The sequence below is a fragment of the Kribbella sp. NBC_00482 genome, assembly GCF_036013725.1.
Lineage (GTDB): Bacteria > Actinomycetota > Actinomycetes > Propionibacteriales > Kribbellaceae > Kribbella.
In genome coordinates, this window is record NZ_CP107881.1 from 927,702 (window position 1) to 945,957 (window position 18,256).

Genomic DNA, 18,256 nt, shown 5'->3' on the forward strand with positions numbered 1-18,256 from the left:
TGGTTTTGTTTATCCACAGGCGGCAGCTCGACAGTAGGTGTCGCTCCAAAGCGCTCACCTTCACGCTCACGTCCCCGGTCCACGACCGGCAGTGGACGTATACGTACTGTCGAGCTGCAGAGAACCTATTCGCCGAGGCGGGTGTGGATTCCGTTGAAGTGGCTTTTCATGGAGTGGGCGTAGGTGTCGGGGTTGGCTGATTGGAGGGCGTTCAGGAGGTCTCGGTGCCAGGCGGCGGCGTCGGCGGGGGTGTAGCGGGCGCCGGGGAGGCGGGCGTCTACCTGGGCGAAGGTGCGCCAGAAGACTGAGAGCAGGTCTATGACCAGGGCGTTGCCCAACGGTTCGTAGAGGGCTTGATGGAAGGCCCAGTCCTCGTCGGGGAAGTAGTTACCTTCGGCGGCCTTGGCTTCCATGCGTTCGACGATGGGTTCCAGGGCGTCGTACCCGTGCTCCTGGAACTGGCGGACCACGTCGTCGGCGAGGCCGACCTCGATGGCCTGGCGGACCTCCAGGACGTTCTGGACGTCGCGGAGGTCGCCGGCCATCGACTGGGACATGCGGAACGCGAGGCCGTCCTCGAGGGACTGCAGGTTCACCTCGCCGACGTACGTGCCGTACCCGTGCCGGATCTCGATGATGCCGACCGCCTGCAGCGCCTTCATCGCCTCGCGCAACGGGTGCCGGCCGACGCCCAGCTGCGCCATCAGGTCCTGCTCGTTCGGCAGCGGGTCACCCGCCTTCAGACCGCGTTCCAGGATGTACGACTTCATCGCGTCCCGGATAAAGGACTGATTCCCTGCCGCACCACGTGCCCGGCTGAGCCCACCCGTTGTCACTGCCGGCCTCCCTGTAGTTAGGACCGCTCAGTGTAATCCGGCTCGGTCCAGGAGCGGGCGGACTGCGGCGATCTCCGTGTCGTTCAAGGGAATCGAGGGGTACGCCGTGACCGGGCAGTCGATCACGCCCAACAGGTAGAGCCCGGCCTTGAACGCACCGAGCGCCGCCGAGCTCGCCCCCATCCGGGACCGGTCCGCCACGTTGATGATGTCGAACAGCCGGAACAACCGGTCCTGCTCGTCCCGCGCCGCGGCCGCGTCACCGCCCGCCGCAGCCTTGAACAACCGCGCGTACCCGGCCGGATCCACGTTCCCCAGACCAGGTACGACGCCGTCCACCCCGAACGCCAGCGCCGAGTCGACCGTTACCTCGGACCCGGTCATGATCACGAAGTCGTCGAGCCCCTTCTCCCGGCGGGAGAGCACCAGCTCTCGCAGCGACGTCTCCTGCCCGGACGAGTCCTTCACGCCGGCAATCACCCCCTGCTCGCCGAGAGACATGACGAGAGCAGCCGGGAGCTTGGTGCCCGCCCGCGGTGGGATGTCGTACGCATACAAGGGCGTGTCGCCCGCAAGCGACGCAAGCCGCCCAAAATGGCGCTCGATCTCAGCAGGGTGAGTGGCCGCATAGAACGGAGCCGTAGCGACGATGCCGTCCACACCGGCCTTCAGAGCGGCAGAAACGTGCGCAGCGACCCGATTGGTCGACGTGTCGATGACGCCGGCCAGTACCGGTACCTGTCCGGCTACCTCCGAGACAGTCGTCTCCAGCACGACCTGTCGCTGCTCGTCGGTCAGGAACGTGCCCTCGCCGGAGGTGCCGAGCACGAACACCCCGTCGACACCCCCGGTCAGCTGGTACTGGACCAGCCGGGCCAGCGATGCGGTGTCGACGTCGTACGACGGGGTGAGCGGAGTGACCAGCGGAGGTACGACACCGGTCAGATGGGCGGATGCGGTCAAGGGGTCTCCCAACCTCAAAGGGCGAATGTGGCGAAGCGCAAGGTCGCGAACGAGGAGGTCTCACCGGCCTCGTAGAAGATCCCGATGGAGCCGTCGGGCAGCAGCACCAGATCGGAGTACCCGGCCATGCCCTCGTGCACGACCAGAGCCGGCTTCCACGACGTCCCGGAATCCGCACTGACGAAAACGGTCAGTTCCCGGCGCGACGTGGGATTCACCGGTGTGGACAACAGCAACCGCCCGTCCGGCAGGCAGAGCACGCTGCCCTGGATACCGGGTGCGGTGATCTCGGGAATCCCGGCGTACGGCGCATCGAGGGTCTGACCGCCGTCGGAGGACCAGGCGTGCACACGGGCCGGGCCGGTGCCCTGGTGGTTGCGGGCGTTGAAGTACAGCCGTCCGTCCGGCAGCTCGGCGACGGCGGTCTCGTTCGCGTTGATCTCCGCGCCGTCGTTGCGGTCCACGAAACCGACCGACCAGGAAACCCCGCCGTCGTCGCTGTAGATGCAGTGCCCGCCGTTCAGACGGATCAGGTCGTCCACCGGCTCGGACGGCACAAAAGAATGATTGGCCGGTACGACGAGACGCCCGGAGCGCAGCGTGATGCCGTGACACGGACCCGTCGCGTACCAGCCCCAGTCGCCCGGCTTCACCTCCGCCGTGATCTCGCGCGTCGAACTCCAGGTCGCACCGTCGTCAGCCGACCGCTGCACAAAGACACGCCTGCCGTCGAAAGGATCGGTGCCCCGGGCAAGCGACATCTCGACCGCGTCGGCGCCGTTCTCCACCGTCACCAGCACGATGTCCCCCGTCGTGGGGTCGACCAACGGAACCGGGTTTCCACAGGTCTTGCCCGGCACCGCCGACACCACCTGCAGCGGCAGCCAGGTCCAGCCGCCGTCGAGCGAACGACGCAGTACGACCTCGATCTCGCCCGCGTCGCCGGCCCCGTGCAGCCGGCCCTCGCAGAAGGCGAGCACCAGCGAGCCGTGCGCCAGCACCGACGGGATGCGGAACGTGTGATAGCCGCTCCCCGCCGGATCGAAGATTTCCAGAGCGCCGACTCTTGAAGACATAGGACGTACTATGTCATGGTGTGGCCCTCCAATGGAAGTGAGGCCTCATGCCGGTCAGCAGAAGAACATTCCTCGGCGGTGGTCTGGCCGCCGCCGCTGTCGCGGTCACGGGTACGCCGCTGCTGGCGGGGTGCGCGTCCGACAAGAAGACCACCGCCGCGGCGAACGCGGCCGTCAAGCTGCCGACGTACACGAAGTACGGCGAGATCAAACCGGACCTGCCCGGCACCGACGTAGTGCTGGACGGCTTCCTGAAGTACCCGGCGAACCCGGTGAAGGCGATTGCCGAGGCTCCTGGTGACGGCAAGCCGATCACGTTCATGACGAACATCCCCGGCGCGATCCCGCCGGCCGCCGACAAGAACCAGTTCTGGCAGGAGCTCAACAAGCGCCTGGGCTCCGAGCTGCAGATCAGCATGGCGTCGAACGACGAGTACAAGGACAAGTTCGCGACCCGGATCGCGGGCGGCGACCTGCCGGACATCCTGAACATCCCGCCGGACACGCCGCAGATCCCGGGCCTGGTGAAGGCCAAGTGCATGGACCTGACCGAGCACCTGTCCGGCGACGCGATCAGCAAGTACCCGTTCCTGGCGAACATCCCGACCGAGTTCTGGAAGGGCTGCGTCTTCAACGGCGCCATCTACGGCGTCCCGGTGCCGCGCGGCATGTCCCGTACGTCGCTCGCGCTCTACCGCGAGGACCTGCTCGCCGCGAAGGGCATCAAGGACCCGGCGCCGAAGAACTTCCAGGAGTTCTTCGACCTGGCCAAGGAGATGACCGCGGCCAAGCAGAACAAGTGGGCCTGGACCCGGGTGCCGATGTCGACGATCCGGATGATGCTGGCGATCCCGAACGTCTGGAAGGAAGAGGGCGGCAAGTTCACCTCGATGTTCGAGCACGAGGCGCAGGAACAGGCCCTCGAGGCCGGCCGCAAGATGGTCGCCGCCGGCGTGGTGAACCCGGACGCGTTCAACGACAAGGCCAGCGCCCGCAAGCAGTGGTTCAACGGCGGCATCGCGGCCTTCGACTACGACAGCTTCGTGGCCTGGAACCAGTACTACAACGACAACAGCGCCGGTGACGCGTTCGCCGTGAACATGCTCGACGTACCGGGCTTCGACAGCGGTGACGGCGCACCCTGGATGGGCGGCGCGCTGAACAACGTGACGGCGTTCAGCAAGGACAGCACGCACTCGGCCGATACGTTGCTGAAGATCGCGAACTGGATGGCGGCGCCGTTCGGCACCGAGGAGTACCTGTTCCGCAAGTACGGCGTCGCGGGCCGGCACTACTCGTTGCAGGGCACGGACCCGGTGCCGACCAAGGTGGGCACGGTGGAGACCGGCATCGGCCTGCAGTACATCAGCGACTCGACGCTGGCGCTGTACTGGGCCGGCAAGCCGGACGTGCCGCAGAAGCAGCACGCGATCCAGGAGAAGGTCGCGAAGCGGCTCGTGTACGACGCGTCGTACGGGCTGTACTCCGACACGGCCTCGAAGAAGCAGGCCCAGCTCGCCAAGACGATGACAGACCTGGAGGGCCAGATCGTGCAGGGCAAGAAGCCGGTCTCGGACTGGAAGGCGGCCGTGCAGACCTGGAAGTCGTCCGGCGGCGACAAGATCCGCACCGAACTCGAGCAAGCCCTCTCGGACACGGCAGGGAAGTAGATGCTGCAACGATCCAAGACGCGCCCGCAGCAGCAGCTGAGCCTCGGCCGGCGGCTGCTGCGGGACCGCGTGCTGCTGCTGTTCGCGCTGCCCGGGATCGCGCTGATCATCGCGTTCCACTACGTGCCGCTACTGGGCAACGTGATCGCATTCAAGGACTACCAGCCGTTCCTCGGGATCAACGCGAGCGACTGGTCGGGCTGGGAGAACTTCAGCGTCATCTTCAACGGCGACCCGGCGTTCCTGCGGGCGTTGAAGAACACGCTGATCCTCACCAGCCTGCAGTCGATCTTCGTGTTCCCGGCGCCGATCCTGCTCGCACTGCTGCTGAACTCCCTGTTCTCCGAGCGGATCAAGCGGATCGCGCAGAGCATCCTGTACCTGCCGCACTTCATGTCCTGGGTGATCGTGGTCGCGCTGTTCCAGCAGATGCTCGGCGGCAGCGGCCTGCTGAACAACTACCTGCGGTCGCACGACCTGGCGACGATCAACATCATCGGGAACTCCGAGCTGTTCCACGTGCTGCTGACGTCGCAGATCATCTGGAAGGACACCGGCTGGGCGACGATCCTGTTCCTGGCGGCGCTGTCCCAGATCGACGCGCAGTTGTACGAGGCGGCGAGTGTGGACGGCGCGAGCCGGATGAAGCAGCTCTGGCACGTCACGCTGCCGGGTCTGCGCGGGATCATCATCCTGCTGTTCATCCTGCGGCTCGGTGACTCGCTGACCGTCGGTTTCGAGCAGATCATCCTGCAGCAGCAGGCGGTCGGCCGGGACATCAGCGAAGTACTGGACACGTACGTCTACAACAACGGCGTACTCGGCGGCGCCTGGGGTGTCGCGGCGGCGGTCGGCCTGGTGAAGGGCATCGTCGGCGTCATCCTCGTGCTGACCGCGAACAAGGTGGCGCACATCTTCGGCGAGCAAGGGGTGTACCAGCGATGAGTACCAAGATCGTGTCCCCAAAAATTGTGCAGGGTGTGCCGATGCCCGGCTGGCCGATGCGGATCTTCAAGGGCCTGGTGCTGCTGGTCTTCTGCGCGGTCGTGATCCTCCCGTTCGTCGGGGTGATCTCGACCAGCGTGGCGCCGAACAAGCAGATCAACGAGTCCGGCGGTCTGGTGCTGCTGCCGAAGTCGATCAGCTTCGCGGCGTACGAGACGTTGTTCGCCGGCGGTGTGGTGACGCGGGCGTTGTTCGTCAGCATCTTCGTCACGATCGTCGGGACGCTGCTCAGCCTGACCGTGTCGTGCCTGCTGGCCTACGCGTTGTCGCGCCCGAGTTTCGTCGCCGGCCGGCCGATCCTGCTGGTCGTCCTGTTCAGCATGCTGTTCTCCCCCGGCATCATCCCGCTGTACCTGACGGTCAAGGGCGTCGGGTTGCTGGACAGCCTCTGGGCCCTGATCGTGCCGACGATGGTCAGCGCGTTCAACGTCGTCGTACTGCGGGCGTTCTTCATGAACCTGCCCAACGAGCTCACCGAGAGCGCGCGGATCGACGGCGCGGGTGAGCTGAAGACGTTCACCAACATCGTGCTGCCGCTGTCGAAGGCGGTGCTGTCGGTGATCGGCCTGTTCTACGCGGTGGCGTACTGGAACGCGTTCTTCTCCGCGCTGCTGTACCTGAACGACTCGAAGCTCTGGCCGTTGCAGCTGGTACTGCGGACGTACGTCATCAACGACACCCAACTCGGCAGCGCCGAGCTCGGCACCGAACTGCTCCCGCCGCAGGCGTCGATCCAGATGGCGATCCTGGTCGTCTCGATCGTGCCGATCCTGATCATCTACCCGTTCCTGCAGCGGCACTTCGCCAAGGGCGTCCTGACCGGCGCCGTCAAGGGCTGAGGCTCAAACCGTTCGGGGGTTGCCCAGGGCAACGTCAGGGTTGCGCCTGGGCAAACCCTGTGGGGCCGGCGGGTACCGTCGAACGGTATGGGGACAGCTGCTGTCGAACGGGTGGGGGAAGGCCGGGCACAGGTCTTCTGGAGGGTGGTACGGGAAGCAGTCCTGCTGGCGACACTGTTCCTGGTCTACAGCGCGGGCCGGCAGATCGCGGCCCGGCACACCGGGTCGGCGTTCGACCACGCGCACGAGGTGCTGTCGCTCCAGAACTGGCTGCATCTGCCGAACGAGGCGTCGATCCAGCACTGGGTGCTGCAGTTCCCGCAACTGGTCAAGGGCGCGAACCTGTACTACGCCAGCGTGCACGCCCCACTGACTGCCGTCGTACTGCTCTGGCTGAGCATCTGGCGGCCGAAAGCGTACTCGCACGTCCGGTGGACGATGGTGTCGCTCACCGGACTGGCGCTGATCGGTCACATCGCGTTCCCGTTGGCGCCGCCGCGGATGATGCCGGGCTTCGTGGACACCGGCCTGCGCTTCGGCCAGTCCGTGTACGGCCCGGACCACACCGGCGGCGCGGTGAACCAGTTCGCCGCCATGCCGAGCCTGCACGTCGGCTGGGCCGCCCTGATCGCGTTGTCGATGATCCTGATCACCCGGTCGCGCTGGCGGTGGCTGTGGCTGCTGCACCCGATCATCACGTTCAGCGTCGTCGTGGTGACCGCCAATCACTACTGGCTGGACGGCATCGTCGCTCTGGTCCTGCTGGCGGCCAGCCTGCCCCTCCTGCTGCGGCCCGGACTGCACGCCGACAGGCCACGGACCCGTAATTCAGTTCCACCGAGCAGGGTGCTCAAGTAACGTGGCTGGGCTCCCCCACTGCTCGCCGGAGGTTTCAGCATGCCCTCAGACACGTCCGACACTCTCCAGGCCGAGAAGGACTACCTGAAGACCTCCCGGGGTGCGCTGGCTCTGATGCGGGAGAAGACCGGCGCACTGGAGATCCACAGCGCGGACCGGGTCAACCAGGAGTACCTGCAGGCCGCCATCTTCCGGCGGATGAAGGAGCTCGAGGACGACCCGGATGTGCCGCTGTTCTTCGGGAGGCTGGACTACCTCGAGCCGACCGACGAGACGTTCCACATCGGTCGCCGGCACGTGAACGACGCGCTGGGCGAGCCGCTGGTGGTGGACTGGCGGGCGGACATATCGGTGCCGTTCTACCGGGCCAGCAAGACCGAGCCGATGGGCGTGGGGGTACGTCGGCGGTTCGGCTTCACGCATGGCGAGATGACCGCGTTCGAGGACGAGGACCTCACCGCGAGCGGTCAGGACGAACAGCACAGCGACATCCTGGACGCTGAGATCGAGCGCCCGCGTTCCGGCCCGATGCGCGACATCGTCGCCACCATCCAGCCGGAGCAGGACGTGATCGTCCGGGCCGGCGTCGACGACACCATCTGCGTGCAGGGGGCACCCGGTACCGGGAAGACTGCGGTCGGGCTGCACAGGGCGGCATACCTGCTCTATGCGTACCGCGACCAGCTCAGCCGGGCCGGTGTCCTCGTAGTAGGTCCGAACGCGAGCTTCCTGCGGTACATCGGGGACGTCCTCCCCGCGCTGGGCGAGATCGAGGCGAAGCAGACCACCGTCGAGGAGCTGGTCGCCCGCGTGAAGGTGGCCGGGCCGGGGCCGGCGCTGGTCGACGTGCTCAAGGGCGATGCCCGCATGGCCGAAGTACTGCACCGAGCCGTCTGGTCGCACGTCAAAATGCCGGAAGAGTCACTCGTCGTGCCGCGTGGAGCGCACCGCTGGCGAGTAGCGGCGTACCAGGCCGAGGAGCTCGTCACCGAGCTGCGGGGCCGCGGCATCCGGTACGGCGCCGGCCGCGCGATGCTGCCGCAGCGCCTGGCCCACGCAGTGCTGCTGCGTATGGAGGCCGCCGGTGACTCCCCCGACGACCGCGTGCAGGACTCGGTCGCGCGTAGCCGTCCGGTCAAGCAGTACGCCGACGCGCTCTGGCCGGCTCTGGACCCTGCGAAACTGCTCTTCCGCCTCTTCACCGACCCGGAGCTTCTCGCCGAGTACGCCGACGGCATCCTCACTGCGGAGGAGCAGGAGCTGTTGCTCTGGGACAAGGTGCCGCGGTCACCCGGTGCGGCCAAGTGGTCCGTTGCCGACGCCACTCTGATCGACGAGATCGCCGACCTGGTCGACCGTACGCCGTCACTCGGACACGTGGTGCTGGACGAGGCGCAGGACCTCTCCGCGATGCAGCTGCGTGCGGTCGGCCGACGCTGCTCGACTGGCTCGATGACTGTGCTCGGTGACATCGCGCAGGGCACCACACCGTGGGCCACACCGTCGTGGGACGAGGCGCTGAAGCACCTGGGCAAGAGCAGCGCGCACACCGAGGAGCTGACCGCCGGCTTCCGCGTCCCCGGCCAGGTGATCGAGTACGCCGCCCGCCTCCTCCCGACGATCGCTCCGCACCTCAAACCGCCGACCGCAGTACGACGAGCGCGCGGTGAGCTGACCATCACTCGCGTACCGGACAGCCTGGCCGCTGCGGTGACAGCGGTCCATGACGTGTCAGAGCGCCTCGGCTCGATCGGTTTGATCGTCCCGGACGCACTGGTCCCCGCAACCCGGAAAGCGTTGCAGGGCATCGCTTTCTCGGTCCTCGGCGACGAAGACGACGTGGACGCACATCTGGACGTCGTACCGGCGTCTCTCGCCAAGGGTCTCGAGTTCGACCACGTGGTGCTGGTGGAGCCGGCCGGCATCGTCTCTGGTGAAGCCGATGAGCGGACCGGACTCCGGCGCCTCTACGTCTGCCTGACTCGTGCCGTCACCTCACTGGTCGTTTTGCACAGCGAGGACCTGCCCGCGGTACTAGAAGCCCCGTGACCCGCCGGACCGGCGCGACGAGCGCCGGGACGACCCGCCACCGCTGGAACGCGTCCGCGACGACCAGGAGCTGCGCCGGCTCGAGCCGCTGTACCAGCTGCTCCCGCCGCCGTCGTCGTCCGAACCGCTGCGCGATGAGGCCGCCCAGGTGCCGACGTCCGAGCTGAACCGGCCGAAGCGCGCACCCGGTCGACGGGACCGCCAGCGCGACCGCATGTCCTCGCCGCGGCGCCGGAAGTCGGAGTCCGGGAACCACCACACGCGGCCGTCGTCCTGCGACCAGTACCCGTCGACGTACGCCGCGAGGTCCTCCGCGTGCTCCCAGTACGGCCGCTCGAGCTGCCAGCCCTTCACCATCCAGATCGCGGGCTTCTCGCCGGCCTCGTCGCGCTGCTTGCACGCCGCGCAGACGTCCACGTTGCGCGCGGCGCCCTCCTCGGGCTTCCACTGCACCTCGGCCACGCTCGGACCGTGCCGCGGGTCGAAGAAGCAGGGCGCGGTCGGCTCCGGGATCGGCTCGCCCGCACGCACTGCGTCCAAGCAGCGAAGGCCGTAGCGGGCCGACCCGAGCAGCGTCGTCACTGCCTGGATGTCTTTGTCGCCCTTGGCCTGGTCGAGTCGCTGCCGTGCCTTCTCAACGGTGTCGAGCACGTCCTTGGACAGCTTCGACTGCTGCGGGTCCGAGACGGTCGGCAGCGCGGAGACCTGCTGCGAGAGCGTGATGATCTCCTCGTTGAGCAGCGGCTGCGCGACCTTCAGGTGGGACTTCTCGTCCTGCCGCCGCGCGCGCCGGGCGCCCAGCCCGGTCACTGTGACCCAGAGCCCGATGATCCCGGCCACGCCACCGGCGTACGGCGCGGCGTCGACGTAGAACGGCTTGTTCACGACCTGGGCGCGCTGGATGAACCTCTCGAGCATCGACTCGTAGTCCGGCGCACAGCAGTCGACCGCCTGGTCCACCGCATCGCCCACGAAGTACGTCGGCCCGTGGTCGGCACGCTGGACGGCGTGCAGCCCGCGGCCGTTGGACTGCGACGACGCATCGACCAGTACGGCGTACACGCCCTCGACGCCGACGCGGTCGTACAGCTGGTCCGCGATCTCCTCGCCTTCCCAGGCGGGCCGCGAGTAGTACTTGCTCTGCGACTTGCTGATCTTCTCCGCGGGGATCACCGCGATCCGGATCGGGGCGCCGGCGCTCTTCGCGGCCGCGTCGAGCTGGGCGGTCTCGCTGGGACTCAGCTCCCTCACGTCCGGGTCGACCCAGACGCCGGCGTCGCCGAGGTGACCGGCCACGGTGTTCATGTACGCGTCGGGGTCGCCGGCCGCGTGCGCCAGTGGCGCGGGCAGGACCCACAGGGTGATGACGGCGAGCGCGCCGAACAGACGTTTCATCGTGCTCCTCCCGAGAGCCGCTCACGGCAGGCTTTGCAGACCGGGACTTCCCGGGGCCGCCCGCCAGGTGGCGTGTACATCCAGTCCGTCACGGAGGTGCCGTGGCCGGGGTCGAAGAAGCAGGTGGCACGGCGGGCAGGTGCGGGCGTTCCGGCGACCTTCGCCTGCGCACAGGCCAGCCGCCAGCGCCCGTACTCGACCGTGGACCGCACTTCGCGCAGCGTGTCGTCGTTGGGCTCCCCATCGACCACGCGGCCGGCGTCGGCGTACGCGTCCATCGCCGCCTGCACGTCCGCTGCCGTATCCATGCCGTCCAGACGCACGTCCGCGGCATCCAGTTCCTCGCCGAACCGCGTGACGTCCTCCCGCGCGGTCGCGCGCCGCTCGTCCAGCGTGTCGACCTCGTCCGGCAACACGTCGTACGACGGACGGTAGAGCGCGGGACCTTCGTCCTTGCGCGATCGTGTCCTCCACCACCACAAGGCGAGCCCACCGGCAATCAGCACGACCAGGGCGATCAGCAACGGCCACAGCCAGCCCGGTGTGCCTTTGGACGCCTTCGGTACGTCGAGTTGGTCCAGCACCCCGTTCAGCATGCCAACCGGGTCGGAGCGGCTGTGCTTGTCCAGCTCGCTGGTGAGGATGTCCGCGATCGGTGCGTCGACCCCGACCGCGCTCCCCCAGGCGATCGCTCCACCGAACACGACGAGGTAGATGCCGTCGGCCTGCTGCCGGTCCACCACTTGGTCGACGTACGTGTGCGCGGCCGTGCTCTTGTCACCGGTGGCGAGTACGGCGGCGGGCACGACCGCGATGCGAATCGCCGGGTCGTGCCCGCTCACTCGTTCAGCCAGCTCAGCCGCGTCCTTGTCCGGTACCAGTGACCGCTGCGTCGGGTCGACGTACACAGGTGACGTCTTCCACCCGTCGACCACCGCTGTGGGGTCGTTGGACCCGGTCAGGGTGGTGGCGAGCAACAGCACACCGGCAAGCAGACGCATGGGCAGAAGAGTGCCCTACTACCGGTCCTTCTCAGTCTGCGGTTGCTGTGACGTAGATGTCCTCGTCCCGCTCGAGCTCCTCTACCTGCTGCAGGGAGGAATCCCGCCAGAGCGCGTAGAGCAAGCCCAGTACGACCAGCGACAGTGCGGAGGCCAGCACCGGGAGGTAGCCGACACCGAGCGTCTGGATGACCAGTCCGCCGACCACAGCGGACAGCCCGGCGCCCAGGTAAATCGCGGACGCGTTGAGTGAGATGAGCAGTCCGCCGCCGAGCTCCAGCAGCAGGTTCTGGATCGGTGGGTTGAAGGCCCAGGTCAGCATTCCCCACACCACCAGAGCGGCTCCGGCGCCGACCTCGGTCGTCAGCGTCAGGTCGAGCGTGGCGAGGATGGCGGTGATGCCGATCATCAGGACAGCCAGGGTGCGGAGGCTGCCGAACCGGTCGGTGATCCGTCCGCCGAGGAAGTTGCCGATGACCGCACCCACGCCGTACAGGAGCAGCAGGAGCCCGGTGACATTGCCGGTCAGGCCGGCCGTGTGCTTGAGCAGCGGAACGATGTAGATGTACACGCTGAACGCCGCGAGCACAGCGAGGACAGTCATCGCCAGGATGATCTGCACGCGTCGGTCCGCCACACCGGCGAAGCGTTCGCGCAGGCTGACCACAGGAGGTGCGTCGACCTTCGGGAGCGCGGCGCGCTCGGCAATGGCGACCAGTACGGCGACAGCGGTGATGAGAGCGAACACGCCCTTGTAGCCGAGCGTCGGGCCCAGCAGCGTGCCTGCAGGTACGCCGAGCACCAGTGCGAACGTGAGACCGCCGAACACGATGGCCACTGCTCTACCGCGCTCCTCCGGTGGCAGGAGGCTGGTGGCGAACAGTGTGGCGGCCGGGGTGTAGACGGCGGCGCCGAACGCCGCGACGACGCGGCCGACGATCAGGATCGGGTAGTTCACGGCCAGCGCGGCGATCAGGTTGCCGAGCGCGGCCAGAACCAGCGCGGCGATCAGGAGGGTACGGCGCTCCCACCGGCCGGTCAGCGTGGACAGGATCGGTGCGCCGATCGCGTATGACAGCGAGAACGCGGTGGCGAGTTGGCCGGCTGCGGTCAGCGAGACGTGGAGCTCGGAGCTGACGTCGGGCAGTACACCGGACACGACGTACGCGCTGGTGCCGACCGCGAACGCACCGGCGCCGAGCAAGTAGATCCGTGCGGACATCGAGGGCCCTTCGAAGACATGGGTTCCAGTAGTTCGACCATCATCGTACTACGATCATCGTCGAACTTCGATAGACGTCGTACTATGGACTCATGGCCACCAAAGTCCTCCCGCAGCCGGAGCGGGACGAGATCCGCGTCGAGGCGGTTCTCCAGGCGCTGGGCGAGCCGGTCCGGCTGACGATCGTGCGCGCGCTCGCCGACAACCCGGCCGGTGTCTGCTGCGGCGAGATCGAGCTGCCGGTGACGGCGTCCACGCGCGCCCACCACCTCAAGATCCTGCGCGAGGCAGGCGTCACCTCCACCCACACCGACGGCACCCGCCGGATCAGCATGCTCCGCCGCGACGACCTCGAGGCCCTCTACCCGGGCCTGCTCACGGGCATCTTGTCGGCGAAGCAGTAACCAACCGCAAGGTTGCAGTGGGTTGTTGTAAAAGTGCGGCTGGCAGACTGAAGCGGTGGAGCTCCGGGCGCGGTGGGACGACCTGGTGCCCGGGTCTGCCTCGCTCGCGGACGAGCTGGTCGCGCGGTACGTCGAACGCACCCGGCGCGCGTACCGTGACCACTACCTCGGCATCGTCCTGACCGCGCTGGACTCGTTCATCCAGCTCTCCACGGACCCCACCAGCGTCCGGCTCGCCGCCTGGTTCCACCGCGCCGTCCACGAGCCCGGCGGCACCCCGTCCGAGGACGCCGAGGCTTCGGCCCGGCTCGCGGAGCGCCTCCTCCCGCAGTACGGCGTACCGCCGATCCGGATCGCCGAGGTCGCCCGGCTGATCCGCCTCACCGGTGACCTCGCCATGCCGCCACCGGACGCCTACGCCCCACCCCGCCGCGACGCGAACGGCGACGTACTGCTGGACGCCGTCAACGCCATCCTCGCCTCCGACCCCAGCCGGTACGCCGTACACACGGCCGAGGTACGGCGCGACGCCGGCGAGCGCAAGATCGCACTCGAGAGCCGGTACGACGAAGTCCGCGAACTGCTCGACGGCCACCTCTACCGCACGCAGCTCGCGCGGCAACGCCTCAGCCCGGTCGCTCGGGTCAACCTGGAGGCAGAGCTCGCCGGACTGGACAGTGAGCTCCCAGCGCCGTGGCGCGGTTGGCAACAAGCCGCACTGACTGCCACGGCAACCTTTACGGCCATCGCGGCCGCGGTGGTCGCGATCGCCGCGTCCGGTGCGTCCTGGCAAACCCCGGCAGCACAAGGCGAGGTCGGCTGGCCAACAGTTGCACTGGCTGTCCTCTCCTTCTTCAGTGCACCAGTGCTCTTCCGCTGCGCCCGTAGCGCCAGCCAGCGCGCCCGCCTCATCGCAGGCGCCGTACTGGCGATTGCTCTGACCGGACTGCTCATCGCCTGGGCCCGAGCGCCGAGAACCAACGTGGCCGTCGGCGTGGGACTCCGCGTCCCGTTGCTGATCTCCGCACTGGTCCTGCTGCTGGTCGCTGGAGCAGCAGCCCTCGTAGCCTCACTCCTTCGCACACGGACGGCTCGCTTCCTCCCGGCGCGCAACCTCGGTCAGCAACTCTCCTGGCTCGCCGTGCCGGGAGCAGTCGCCCTGATCCTGCTGCTGATCGTCCAGCCCCTGTCTCGCGGCTACGTGCTCAGCTCCAACGAGCGGGTCGAGGGAACGCCGCGCGACGCCGGCAAGGCCAGCCCGTCGGTCCTCGACGGCAGCGTCGCGTGGGTGAGCGACTCCGTCGCGGGCACCGGCGCAGAAGAAGCGATCGGCACCAGGTACGGCGTCGCGGTCCCCCGCCCCAACGGTGTGGTCGAGATGCTCGACGCGGCCACCGGTGCGCTGCGCTGGCGGTACAGCCGCTCCGACTCCGACGAGAAGCCCGTGATCGCAGCCACCGGCAACGGCGACTACGTGCTCGCGCAGTTCGCCGACGTCGGCTACCTGTTGCTCGACGCGAACACAGGTCGCCGCAAGGCCGCGTGGCCCGGTCGTACGCGAGACCGGTTCATCCTGCAGACCCAACCCCTCCTGACCGGCGAGCGCTCCGGCAAGCTGCACGGCGTCGATCCAGGCGGTCATGAGCGCTGGACCTACGACTCCGGCGACTGCACGGAGCTGGGCGCCATCGCCACTGCCGAGACCGTGCTCACCTTCGTCAGCCACACTTGCGACGACCGGCCGGACGAGATGACCGCGCTGGACGTCCAGACGGGCAAGAAGCTGTGGACCAGGACCTCCGCGGACACCTACCGCCGCCCGGTCGTCGTAGCCGGTCTGGTCGTCGTGGCTGAGCCCGGCGGCGACTCCGACGTACCGGCCGCGCTGACTGCGATCGAGCCGCGCACCGGCGACATCCGCTGGCGCTGGAACGTCCCGAAGTCCTGGGCCTGCCGCACGCTGCTGAACGCGGCCGGGAAGTACCTGATCGTCGTCGACTGCCCCGGGCCGAGTACCCAGGAGAACCGGCGGTCCGTCGTCACCGCGATCGACGCGAACACCGGTCTGACCGCCTGGCAGACCCTGGCACCGGTGAGCCCGCGGACAAAGGTCACCGTGACCGCCGACGGACGTGTCATCTCGCTCGGCCGCGGCTCCGCCGGCTGCGTCGCGAACGTCGTCAGCCGGGCCGGATTCCGGCAGGTCAGGCTGCCCACCGGCATCTCCTGCAGCCGTGACCCGCGCGCCGTCGGCAACCTGGTCCTCGCCTCCGGACCGAACACCGTCATCGCCCTGCGCTAGTGACTCCGCGTAGTCGACTTCGGATCGAGGTCCTCCGGTCCGTTCCGGAGTGTGACGTACGCCGCAATTCCACGGCTGCGATTCGTTGCGAAACGCCCCTGTCGGAGCGGTCAGGTGACGAGCCGATATCGCTTTGGCCACGGACCGATCCGGGAACCCCGGATCGGTCGGCCGAGGCTCCCTACCGGTGCCAGACTCCTTAGCCATGGACCTGCGCGACCGGTGGAATCGCCTGCTGCCGCACGCGCAGCCGTTGGGCGACGACCTGCTGGCTCGTTACGCAGAGCAACATCGCCATTATCACGACCAGCAGCACCTGACCGAGGTCCTGCAGACCGTCGACGAGCTGGCCGAGTACGCCGACGACCCGGACACGGTCCGGCTGGCAGCCTGGTTCCACGACGCGATCTACGACCCGCAGGCAGACCCCGGCGAGAACGAGGAAGTCTCGGCCCAGCTGGCCGAGCTCGAGCTGGCGGCGTACGGCGTCGAGGCCGCGCGGGTCGAGGAGATCGGGCGCCTCGTCCGGCTGACCGCGAAGCACGACTGCGCCGCGGACGACCGCAACGGCGCGGTGCTCTGCGACGCCGACCTGCGGATCCTGAGCCTGGCGGCAGCGCGGTACGACGAGTACGCCGCCGGGATCCGGCAGGAGTACGCGCACGTCGCCGACCGGGACTTCGCCCGCGGCCGGATGTCGTTCCTGCGGAGCCTGAGCCAGACGCAGTTGTACGTGACCCCGCGGGGCCACGAGGAATGGGAACGACCGGCCAGGGAGAACCTGACCCGGGAGGTCGGGTCACTGGGCCCTAGGGCGGCCCGGCCGATCGGCGGGCTGGTCCCGGTCATCTACTTCGGTGCTGCTCTCGGTGCTGTCGTCGCCTCCTCGGTCCTGCTCGGCCGTGGCCTCGGAGCGGCCGCCAAGTGGCCGGCCGACCCGTCCGACATCGGCGGCTTCCCGGTCTGGGCCCCGATCGCCGGCACCGCGGCGGCTGCCGCACTGGCCTGTGCGTGGTTCCGGCGATCCCAGCAGCGCCTCGTGACAGTCCCGGCGATCGTCTTCGCCGCGGTCGGCCTGATCGCGATCGGCGTGTGCTGGTGGCGCTGGCCGGTCGCTCAGCCCGGTGCTGCCATGTCGGAGCGCTGGCCGTACCTGCTCCTCGCTTCCGTTGCACTCGTCCTGGCCGGCGCATTACTGGCGCTAGCACGACGGCTGCGGCTCGCACCGCCGTACGCACAGGCTCCTCCGCGCTGGCTGGGGGTCGGCTCGACCGCTGTGTGTGGCGCACTGCTGGCGTGGGTCGTGGTGTCGGCTGGTGAGCCTTTCGTGCAGGCCCGGCTGGAGACCGCCAACACGGTCAGCACGACCACGACTGCGCAGCCGACGCAGCTGCCGGTGCAGCTCGACGGAACCCTGGCCTGGAGCCGTGAGGTTCCGGCGACCGGCGCCATCACCGGTACGGCGGGTGGAGTCGCGGAACTGCGATCGGACGGCGTGGTCATGTCCGACGCGGCCACGGGTCAGATCCGGTGGCGCTACGCGCGGGCCGACGTACAGGACGCCGCCTCCAGTGGCGCCAAGGGACTGGTGGTGTCCGCGGACGGGCGGACCATCGTCGCGCATCTGCCCCGCTCCGAGTACCGCGAACCCGCGGGCATCAAGCTGCCGACGTACGCCGTACTCAACGCTGTGAGCGGTGAGGTGCTGACCGAGGTCGACACCGACGGGACCGCGCTGGCGGTCGACTCGAACCAGCTGCTCGTGGCTGAAGGCAACTACGTGGTCGCACACGGCGTGAGCAGCCCGACGCACTGGCGCGCGCAGGTGCGGTGCCACGTGACGCAGGGCGAGCTGGTCGGCGACCAGGCAGTCGTCGTGGACGCCTGTGCCGGCAACAGCGCCGTCGTACGCGGTCTGGACATCAAGACCGGGGCACAGCGGTGGGAGGTCGACCTGGGCACGCGGATCGACCTGAGCGCGGAGCTGGACCCGTCGACGTGGGTCGGCGAGCTGGTCGCCGTACCTGACACCCGTGAGGTCTCCGGGCTGATCTGGACGGCCGCCGCCGGCGGCACGCTCTACCAGTGGTCCGTGGACATCGGCGAAGGCCACGTGATGTGGACAACCCCAGTGCCAGGCACACCACGGCCACGGCTCGGGTCCTCGTCCTGCGACGCACAGCTGGCCGCCACGCACGCGTCACTGGTGCTGATCACCTGCCGGACCGGAAACGAACCTGGACAGCCGCAGACGTACGACGTGTCGTCGTCGAGCCCTGCTGACGGGACACCGCAGTGGCATCACCTGCTGCAGGTGCCGCCGCGGCTGCAGCAACCGGAGTACCCGCGGAACGGGTTCGGACTGCTGCCGGACGGCCGCGTGGTCACACTGATGCCGCAGCCGAACGGCAGCTGCTCTCCCGTGATGATCGGCACCACTGGCATCCAGTCGCGACCGATCCTGCCCAGCCCGAACACGCAGTCGGTCGCCAAGTCCGAAGAAGTCACCTGCAACAAGCCGGCCGTCACGGTGGCCGCCGCTCGCCCGATCTTCTCCGACGGCACCCGGCTCTTCGCGCTCAACTAGGGAATATCTGTTGCCGCGGTAGCGGTTGACACCTAACGTGATCCGCATG

Annotated in this window: 14 protein-coding genes; 8 read left to right on the top strand and 6 right to left on the bottom strand. The window is 68.3% G+C overall.

Features of this window, described 5'->3' with window-relative positions:
• Positions 1-125: 125 nt before the first annotated feature.
• The 3 genes from OHB24_RS04710 to OHB24_RS04720 are packed head-to-tail and all read right to left on the bottom strand — an operon-like array spanning position 126 to position 2,875.
• A complete protein-coding gene (locus OHB24_RS04710; RefSeq protein ID WP_327637707.1) occupies positions 126-836 on the bottom strand; it encodes a FadR/GntR family transcriptional regulator in 711 nt (236 codons plus the stop codon).
• 27 nt (positions 837-863) lie between these two features.
• Positions 864-1,799 carry a dihydrodipicolinate synthase family protein gene (locus OHB24_RS04715; protein ID WP_327637708.1) on the bottom strand — a complete coding sequence of 312 codons (936 nt, stop codon included), beginning with the start codon at positions 1,797-1,799 and terminating at the stop codon, positions 864-866.
• Positions 1,800-1,813: 14 nt separating this feature from the next.
• Positions 1,814-2,875, bottom strand: a complete 1,062-nt coding sequence (locus OHB24_RS04720) for a sialidase family protein (protein ID WP_327637709.1) — start codon at positions 2,873-2,875, stop codon at positions 1,814-1,816.
• Positions 2,876-2,922: 47 nt separating this feature from the next.
• Between OHB24_RS04720 and OHB24_RS04725 the strand changes: the two genes are divergently transcribed.
• The 5 genes from OHB24_RS04725 (at position 2,923) to OHB24_RS04745 (ending at position 9,296) form a co-directional block, all read left to right on the top strand.
• Positions 2,923-4,545 (top strand): extracellular solute-binding protein, encoded by a 1,623-nt coding sequence (locus tag OHB24_RS04725; protein ID WP_327637710.1) that lies wholly within the window; start codon positions 2,923-2,925, stop codon positions 4,543-4,545.
• Positions 4,546-5,490, top strand: coding sequence for an ABC transporter permease (locus tag OHB24_RS04730; RefSeq protein ID WP_327637711.1), 945 nt, complete (start codon positions 4,546-4,548; stop codon positions 5,488-5,490). It abuts the gene before it with no gap.
• On the top strand, positions 5,487-6,389 hold the full coding sequence (locus tag OHB24_RS04735; protein WP_327637712.1) for a carbohydrate ABC transporter permease: 903 nt from the start codon (positions 5,487-5,489) through the stop codon (positions 6,387-6,389). The genes OHB24_RS04730 and OHB24_RS04735 overlap by 4 nt, the downstream gene beginning before the upstream one ends.
• 87 nt (positions 6,390-6,476) lie before the next feature.
• Positions 6,477-7,247 (top strand): phosphatase PAP2 family protein, encoded by a 771-nt coding sequence (locus OHB24_RS04740; protein WP_327637713.1) that lies wholly within the window; start codon positions 6,477-6,479, stop codon positions 7,245-7,247.
• Between the two features lie 39 nt (positions 7,248-7,286).
• The gene (locus OHB24_RS04745) at positions 7,287-9,296 is read left to right on the top strand and encodes a HelD family protein (protein WP_327637714.1); all 2,010 of its coding nucleotides are present in this window, start codon (positions 7,287-7,289) and stop codon (positions 9,294-9,296) included.
• Here the strand turns inward: OHB24_RS04745 and OHB24_RS04750 are convergent.
• From OHB24_RS04750 to OHB24_RS04760, 3 genes are read right to left on the bottom strand one after another with little or no spacing between them, the layout of a single operon-like run.
• On the bottom strand, positions 9,282-10,691 hold the full coding sequence (locus OHB24_RS04750) for a hypothetical protein (RefSeq protein ID WP_327637715.1): 1,410 nt from the start codon (positions 10,689-10,691) through the stop codon (positions 9,282-9,284). The two genes, OHB24_RS04745 and OHB24_RS04750, sit on opposite strands and share 15 nt — an antisense overlap.
• Positions 10,688-11,692 carry a hypothetical protein gene (locus OHB24_RS04755; RefSeq protein WP_327637716.1) on the bottom strand — a complete coding sequence of 335 codons (1,005 nt, stop codon included), beginning with the start codon at positions 11,690-11,692 and terminating at the stop codon, positions 10,688-10,690. Before OHB24_RS04755 ends, OHB24_RS04750 begins: the two co-directional genes overlap by 4 nt.
• Positions 11,693-11,723: 31 nt before the next feature.
• A complete protein-coding gene (locus tag OHB24_RS04760) occupies positions 11,724-12,914 on the bottom strand; it encodes an MFS transporter (protein ID WP_327637717.1) in 1,191 nt (396 codons plus the stop codon).
• A 92-nt stretch (positions 12,915-13,006) separates the two neighbouring features.
• Here OHB24_RS04760 and OHB24_RS04765 point away from each other — a divergent pair, with 92 nt between their 5' ends.
• The 3 genes from OHB24_RS04765 (at position 13,007) to OHB24_RS04775 (ending at position 18,207) form a co-directional block, all read left to right on the top strand.
• On the top strand, positions 13,007-13,318 hold the full coding sequence (locus OHB24_RS04765; RefSeq protein ID WP_327637718.1) for an ArsR/SmtB family transcription factor: 312 nt from the start codon (positions 13,007-13,009) through the stop codon (positions 13,316-13,318).
• A 55-nt stretch (positions 13,319-13,373) separates the two neighbouring features.
• On the top strand, positions 13,374-15,620 hold the full coding sequence (locus OHB24_RS04770; RefSeq protein WP_327637719.1) for an outer membrane protein assembly factor BamB family protein: 2,247 nt from the start codon (positions 13,374-13,376) through the stop codon (positions 15,618-15,620).
• A gap of 205 nt (positions 15,621-15,825) precedes the next feature.
• On the top strand, positions 15,826-18,207 hold the full coding sequence (locus OHB24_RS04775) for an outer membrane protein assembly factor BamB family protein (protein ID WP_327637720.1): 2,382 nt from the start codon (positions 15,826-15,828) through the stop codon (positions 18,205-18,207).
• The last annotated feature ends 49 nt before the right edge of the window (positions 18,208-18,256 follow it).